The sequence below is a fragment of the Pedobacter sp. UBA5917 genome (assembly GCF_002432345.1).
Lineage (GTDB): Bacteria > Bacteroidota > Bacteroidia > Sphingobacteriales > Sphingobacteriaceae > Pedobacter.
In genome coordinates this window covers 23,927-30,281 of sequence record NZ_DJDT01000237.1, presented here as the reverse complement: position 1 = coordinate 30,281, position 6,355 = coordinate 23,927, and the positions used below count along the sequence as shown (strand labels likewise).

Annotated in this window: 6 protein-coding genes; 3 read left to right on the top strand and 3 right to left on the bottom strand. The window is 38.0% G+C overall.

Translation table 11 applies throughout. The features are described 5' to 3' along the window. Window positions 1–332: 332 nt before the first annotated feature. From B2V92_RS15920 to B2V92_RS15910, 3 genes are all read left to right on the top strand, one after another. Complete coding sequence (locus tag B2V92_RS15920; protein WP_293309890.1) at window positions 333–1,352, top strand: asparaginase; 1,020 nt, start codon at window positions 333–335, stop codon at window positions 1,350–1,352. 391 nt (window positions 1,353–1,743) lie between these two features. Continuing rightward, the gene (locus B2V92_RS15915; RefSeq protein WP_293309888.1) at window positions 1,744–3,156 is read left to right on the top strand and encodes an MBL fold metallo-hydrolase; all 1,413 of its coding nucleotides are present in this window, start codon (window positions 1,744–1,746) and stop codon (window positions 3,154–3,156) included. A 131-nt stretch (window positions 3,157–3,287) separates the two neighbouring features. Further along, a complete protein-coding gene (locus tag B2V92_RS15910) occupies window positions 3,288–4,256 on the top strand; it encodes a YpdA family putative bacillithiol disulfide reductase (protein ID WP_293309886.1) in 969 nt (322 codons plus the stop codon). Between the two features lie 165 nt (window positions 4,257–4,421). Here B2V92_RS15910 and B2V92_RS15905 read toward each other — a convergent pair whose 3' ends face one another. From B2V92_RS15905 to B2V92_RS15895, 3 genes are all read right to left on the bottom strand, one after another. Next, window positions 4,422–4,934: a hypothetical protein gene (locus B2V92_RS15905; protein ID WP_293309884.1), complete on the bottom strand. Its 513-nt coding sequence runs from the start codon at window positions 4,932–4,934 to the stop codon at window positions 4,422–4,424. Between the two features lie 51 nt (window positions 4,935–4,985). Continuing rightward, a complete protein-coding gene (locus tag B2V92_RS15900) occupies window positions 4,986–5,486 on the bottom strand; it encodes a hypothetical protein (RefSeq protein WP_293309882.1) in 501 nt (166 codons plus the stop codon). A 283-nt stretch (window positions 5,487–5,769) separates the two neighbouring features. Continuing rightward, window positions 5,770–6,354 (bottom strand): hypothetical protein, encoded by a 585-nt coding sequence (locus B2V92_RS15895; protein ID WP_293309880.1) that lies wholly within the window; start codon window positions 6,352–6,354, stop codon window positions 5,770–5,772. Between the last annotated feature and the right edge of the window lies 1 nt (window position 6,355).

The following is a 6,355-nucleotide window of genomic DNA, read 5'->3' as shown; positions in this document are numbered from 1 at the left end:
TCAGCCGACGAAGCAATCTTTTGAGTACGTTTAGCCACTTCGTCATTTCGACCGATGCGTAGCGTAGTTGAGAAATCTATATCAATAAGTCTCTTCATATCATCGAGGCTGTCTCATAAATATAATTTGTCATCCTGAGCGTAGTCGAAGGATCTCCGAGCACTGCTTTTTTATTGATGTGTTATTGTTTATTTAATAAAATATCGTCGATTATTTTATTAAATTAGTAATTTAGTGTCTTTTTTTAATCTTTTTATTGCTAATTTAAAAATTACACCCGATCATTTCTAAATTTTTAGTTTCTTTGCGGTGAGCAACCTTCACTAAACCAAATGACCAAAATACTTATTATCTATACCGGTGGCACCATCGGTATGGTTAACGATCCTACAAACGGAATGTTGGTTCCGTTTGATTTCGAGCAGATCAAAGAAAACGTACCTGAATTGGGCCGTTTAGATTATCAGTTAGATGTACATTCCTTTAATCCAGTGCTGGATTCATCAAATATGGATCCTGAAATATGGAAAACACTGGCCGAATTGGTTTACCATAAATACGACCAGTACGATGGATTTGTAATCCTGCACGGATCGGATACGATGGCTTTTACTGCTTCTGCATTGAGTTTTATGCTCGAAAACCTTGATAAACCGGTTGTTTTAACCGGATCGCAATTGCCTATCGGCGAAATCAGGACAGATGCCAAAGAAAATTTAATTACCGCATTAGAGATTGCTGCCACCAAAGAAGATGGCAAAGCATTATTTCCGGAGGTTTGCATTTATTTTGATGCACAATTGTTCAGGGGTAACCGCTCTATAAAATACAACAGCGAAAAGTTTGAGGCCTTCCGCTCGCCCAATTACCCTGTATTGGCCGAAGCTGGGGTTCATTTACAGTTTCACAGAAATTATGTTTTAAAAGCTACCGGAGCAGAATTGAAATTGCATACCAATTTTAATTCGAACATCGGTGTGCTTAAATTATATCCGGGCATTACACCACAGGCCGTTCAGGCCATTACCGATTCGAAAGTAGATGCCATTATTTTAGAAACCTTTGGTTCTGGCAATACCAGCACCGCCGAATGGTTTATTGATAGCCTACGCCAGGCCATTTTAAGCGGAAAAATCATTATCGATATTTCGCAGTGTAAAAAAGGCTCAGTACAGTTGGGTCGTTACGAAACCAGCAGAGAGCTGCTAAAAATGGGCGTTTTAAGCGGTTACGATTTAACTTTCGAAGCCACGGTAACCAAACTGATGTTCGTAATGGGCTTAGGCTTATCAATTGAAGAAAGCCGTAAACTGATGGAAGAACCGCTAAGGGGAGAGTTGACTAAAGATTAATGAGGTCTAAAAAGATTCAGTGCTTGCGCTCGTTTTTAACGAGTGCATAAATAGCTAAACGATTTTATCGTTTTTAACAGCAAACTATTCAAAACTTGTTAAGAACGAGCGTTAGCGGTTCCTGATGTATTTCAGATGAAGACCTCGCAGGTTTTTAAACGGCGCAGCCCTCAATGAGGCCTATGAAAATATCGAGCAACCCGAATTAAACCTGCGAGGTCTGTACCATATAAAGTAAAACTTCTGCAATTATGATCAACATCATTTCGGTTATAAGTATTTAGCCCTATTTTTGCTGTAATAGATCCGTCGTGCTGAACTTGTTTCAGCATCTTTTTGATGAGACCTGATTCCGATATAAAATCGGGACAGGGTGACGTTGCGAAAAAACATGAAAATAGAACAGATATATACAGGTTGCCTGGCAGAAGCCGCATATTACATCGAAAGTGATGGCGAAGCTGCAATTATTGATCCTTTAAGAGAAGTTGCTACCTATTTAAAAAAGGCAGAAAAGGCCGGCGCTACCATTAAATATATTTTCGAAACGCATTTTCATGCCGATTTTGTTTCGGGCCACGTAGACCTTGCAGAAAAATCGGGAGCAGAAATTATCTACGGACCAACCGCCAAAACCGAATTTAAATCACATATCGCTAAAGATGGTGAACAGTTTAAAATTGGTAAGCTAGCCATAACCGCGTTACATACACCGGGCCATACTTTAGAGTCGACTACTTACCTGTTAACCGATGAAAATGGAAAAGACCATTGCATTTTTAGTGGCGATACCTTATTTATCGGTGATGTAGGCCGACCTGATTTAGCCCAAAAAGGCCATTTAACGATGGAAGATCTGGCCGGAATGTTATACGATTCGTTAAATGAAAAGATAAAACCTTTGGCCGATGATGTAATTGTTTACCCTGCGCATGGAGCCGGTTCGGCCTGTGGTAAAAGCATGAGTAAGGAAACTTTCGACACACTTGGACACCAGAAACAGGTTAATTATGCTTTAAAGGCCCAAACAAAAGAACAGTTTATTGCCGAAGTAACGGATGGTATTATGCCTCCGCCACAATATTTTGCTAAAAATGCCGCCATTAATAAAGGTGGGGTAGAAAGCATTGATGAAGTTTACGAGAAAGGTTTAAATGCCTTAACTCCTCAGCAGTTTGAAGATTTGGCAAACCAAACAGGTGCCATTATGCTCGATACCCGTGATCCACAGGTTTTTGCAAAGGGGTTTATTCCAAATTCGATCAACATTGGTTTAAACGGACAGTTTGCTCCATGGGTTGGGGCATTGATTACCGACCTGCAACAGCCGATTTTACTGATTACCGATCAGGGCAAAGAAGAAGAATCGATTACGCGTTTAACCCGTGTAGGATACGATAGTACTATTGGTTACCTGGAGGGTGGTTTCGAAAGCTGGACGACAACAGGAAAAGAAATCGATACAATCGAATCTATTTCTGCCGAAGCTTTTGAAGAAGCCGCAACAAATGGCAAAATTACGGTACTTGATGTGCGCAAACCAGGCGAGTACGAATCAGAACATTTAGAATTTACGCTTAGCCGTCCATTAGATTTTATTAACGACTGGACCGGCGAAATTAACCCTAAATCTACTTATTATATTCACTGTGCAGGTGGTTACCGCTCCATGATTGCTGCTTCTATTTTAAAATCGCGTGGGGTAGAAAACGTTATTGATATAGCAGGTGGTTATGGTGCAATAAAAAATACAGGTTTAAAAAGAACCGATTTTGCCTGCCCAAGTAAAGCAATGAAAGTGTAATGTCTACAAAAAGACCGTCATTTCGAGCGTAGTGCAACGCAGTCGAGAAATCTATATCAATAGATCTCTCTCCCGACTTAACGTCGGGACGATGCTTCAGTCGAGATGATGGCCATTGTTTAAATATCTAAATGTCTGAAAATCAAAATCATTACGACGTATTAATCATAGGTGCCGGCCCCATAGGCATGGCCTGTGCAATTGAAGCCCAAAGAGCAAACCTAAGCTATATAATTATAGAAAAAGGAGCTTTGGTAAACAGTTTGTTCAACTACCCGGTATTTATGACTTTCTTTTCTACTTCGCAAAAGTTAGAAATTGGAGGTGTGCCGTTCGTAACCATCAGTCCTAAACCAAACCGTAACGAAGCCGTAGAATATTATCGCCGTGTGGCCGAAAAATTCGATTTAAATATCAACCTATTCGAAAGGGTGCAACAGGTAGTTAAAAATGATGAGGGTGTTTTTGAAATCAATACTTCTAAAACGAATTATATTGCTGGTAATGTAATTGTGGCAACAGGTTTTTATGACGTGCCTTTGTTGATGAATGTTCCGGGCGAAGATTTACCGAAGGTGACACATTATTATAAAGACCCACATTTATACGCCTTTCAAAATGTAGTGGTGGTTGGGGCGAATAACTCAGGTGTTGATGCTGCATTAGAAACTTACCGAAAAGGTGCAAATGTAACCATGGTGGTGAGGAGTGGCGAACTTGGTCCACATGTTAAATACTGGGTACGCCCTGATATACAGAACAGGATTAAAGAAGGAGAAGTTACGGCCCTTTTCAATTCGGAACTGCTTGAAATAAGGGAAGGTGAAGTGGATATTAAAACACCTGAAGGGATTAAAACTATTCCAAACGATTTTGTAATCGCCATGACAGGCTATCAGCCGGACTTTTCGATGCTGAGGAAATTTGGTATCGATCTGCCTGAAACCTTATGCCCGGTTTATAACGAAGAAACCATGGAAACCAATGTAAAAGGTTTATACCTGGCCGGAGTGGTTTGTGGTGGTTTAGATACCCACAAACTTTTTATCGAAAACTCGAGGGTGCACGCTGAAATCATTGTGAAGAATATTGTAGGGTAAAATACCCTTTGTCTTACGAGGTTTCGTTGGGGCAGTGCGGGGAAGAGCCTCGTAAGTCTGAGTTTCCGTCATTTCGAGCGGTGTGTAGCGAAGTCGAGAAATCTATATCGAAGTAAACCTCTCCCAAATATCGTCACCCTGAATTTATTTCAGGGTCTATTTCGCTTAATTTTCATTCTGAGCCTTCGATTTCCCCCATCTATAGGTTACAGATAACATCATTGCTACCACCGCAACCTGCAGTATAAGTATAGCTTTAGATATAATTGTTAAAATAATAAAGTTTTGTTCGAATTTATTGATTTCGGGTTGTATTGACAATGGAGGATAAATCGTCCAGCCGTTAATATTGTGATTTGGGTTAAAAAAAGGCAGAAGCTGTACTGCTAATGATGCCAGCAGGATTAAAATAAAACCTAAAAAGAAAATAAATGAGCGTTGGATTTTTCTGCAAAATGAGTATTTAAACTCTTTAAAATAGTAAACAAAAAAGGAAATAATAATAAAAAAGAATATTAATAAATGTCGTTTTTTAATCACGAAATAGGTATCGTGAAGATTGATATCAATAGTATCGCTATAAAGAGTTCTTCCAAATATGCAGAGACCGATAATTATGCTAATCACAATACAGCCCAAAAGCCATAATATCTCCTGTAATATTGGTTTGTTTTTCATAAGAAGTTAACTAAGTTTTATCTACTATTTTTACTTCCTGTTTTTTCATAATTAATTTTTACGTTTCCCATATTTATAAGCTGCAAATAACATTAAAGCGATAACTATAATCTGAAATAAGATGAGGAAATTGATCGGTGTTAAAAAAGTAGGAAGAGGTGTATCCTTTGGTAGAATATCCGAAGGTGTATTCTGAATGGATAATGGAGGATAGACTTTCCATTCATTTTTATTCATCACAGGTAAAAAAAGAAAAAAAGGGCTCGCTTTAATAATTAGCGAACTTAAACCTAACCCTAATGTTAAAAAAGTAGCAAATGGTAGTTTCCGATGAAACGAATGCCTATTTTCTTTAATAAAATAAATGGGGAAGGAGGTGAATAAGAAAGCAAGGCAGATCAGGTAATATTTGTCTTGAAATGCGAAGTAAGTATCGTGAAGATTAATATCAAGTCCAGAATTTCCTAATATGATGAGAACTAGGAAATAGGATACTATCGCACAGCCCAAAAGCCATGTTATTTCAATTAATAAAAGTTTGAGGTTTTTCATTGGTTTTGAGAGCGAAAGATCAGATAATGTTTAAAACTAGTAAAAGTATTGAGAATCCTAATAAATGAGGGACGAATAACCACCAGTTTTTTGTTCTAATACTTTTATAGAGATTGAATAAAAGTAATATGAAACTTATTGGAACCAGTAGTACTATAGATATAAAATCGAGGTTTGGCGTACAGGGACCCGAGTGGAAATACCTGATGCAGATTAATATCGAACAGATTACAAAAATATAGTAAAGGCTAGGGAAAAGTATTTCTTTTTTCATCTTCCGATATTATTCCGATGCCCTGGCAAAGCCATCTTTAATGGTTAATCTGGTAATCCAGATTAGCGATTTGTTTGGATTAAACTCTATTTTATCAATTTTACCGCCGCACCGTACAAAAGAATTATTAAAAGAAGCCGGATTAACCGGTTTTTTGAAAATGATATTTTCGAAACATAAGATATAGGTGCCCTCTTTATTGGTTGCAGTAATAAAAGCATCTTTCGCTGATTCGGCGTCAGAAAATTTAACTGAATTTAATGCCCCTTCTTTTTGTGTGATTGGATGGGAAGAAAATAATATTCTATGCCCTTTGTGTTTGCTGATAGCTTTTTCCAATTGTTCGAAAGTCATTAAACGTTGGGTTACCATACCTGATGCCGACAAAATATTAGCATATAAAACTATTGCCCTAAAATCTGAAGTATCCTTTTCTGATGAAGACAAGAGATCAGATGAAATGCTGTAGACATTTTTCCAATCTTCGGCCTGTAGGTGGGGGATTAGCTTTTTAAAATCATTATAACTTACGGTCTGCGCCTGGCTTTTGATAATACAGAATAAGATGATAAGAAGTGAGAGCCATTTTTTCATT